Here is a 282-nt window from a genome sequence, read left to right as displayed (position 1 = left end):
CACATTCGCTTAAAAAGTGGTTTAAAAAACCAAACTTAAGTTGTCCTCATAAGCGCGAATAAATTCCCGCCTACAACACTTTAAGTTTGGTCTCTTTCTTTAGTGAAGAAGAAAATATCCATTTACTTTTAATCAAGGCAGTTGGTAGCGACGTGTAGTTTACTACACGAGCTGCGAACTAACGCTGAGTAAAATTAAATGGTGGAGCTAAGCAGGATCGAACTGCTGACCCCCTGCGTGCAAGGCAGGTGCTCTCCCAGCTGAGCTATAGCCCCATTTATG

1 tRNA gene is annotated in these 282 nt (G+C 42.6%); it reads right to left on the bottom strand.

The window, feature by feature from the left end:
• Positions 1 to 199: 199 nt before the first annotated feature.
• Positions 200 to 275, bottom strand: a tRNA-Ala gene (locus MTCD1_RS18935).
• Between the last annotated feature and the right edge of the window lie 7 nt (positions 276 to 282).

The organism is Colwellia marinimaniae (assembly GCF_002207865.1).
In the GTDB taxonomy this organism is placed as follows: domain Bacteria; phylum Pseudomonadota; class Gammaproteobacteria; order Enterobacterales; family Alteromonadaceae; genus Colwellia; species Colwellia marinimaniae.
The sequence above is the reverse complement of the archived record's forward strand: the minus strand, read 5'-3'. Positions and strand labels throughout refer to the sequence as shown.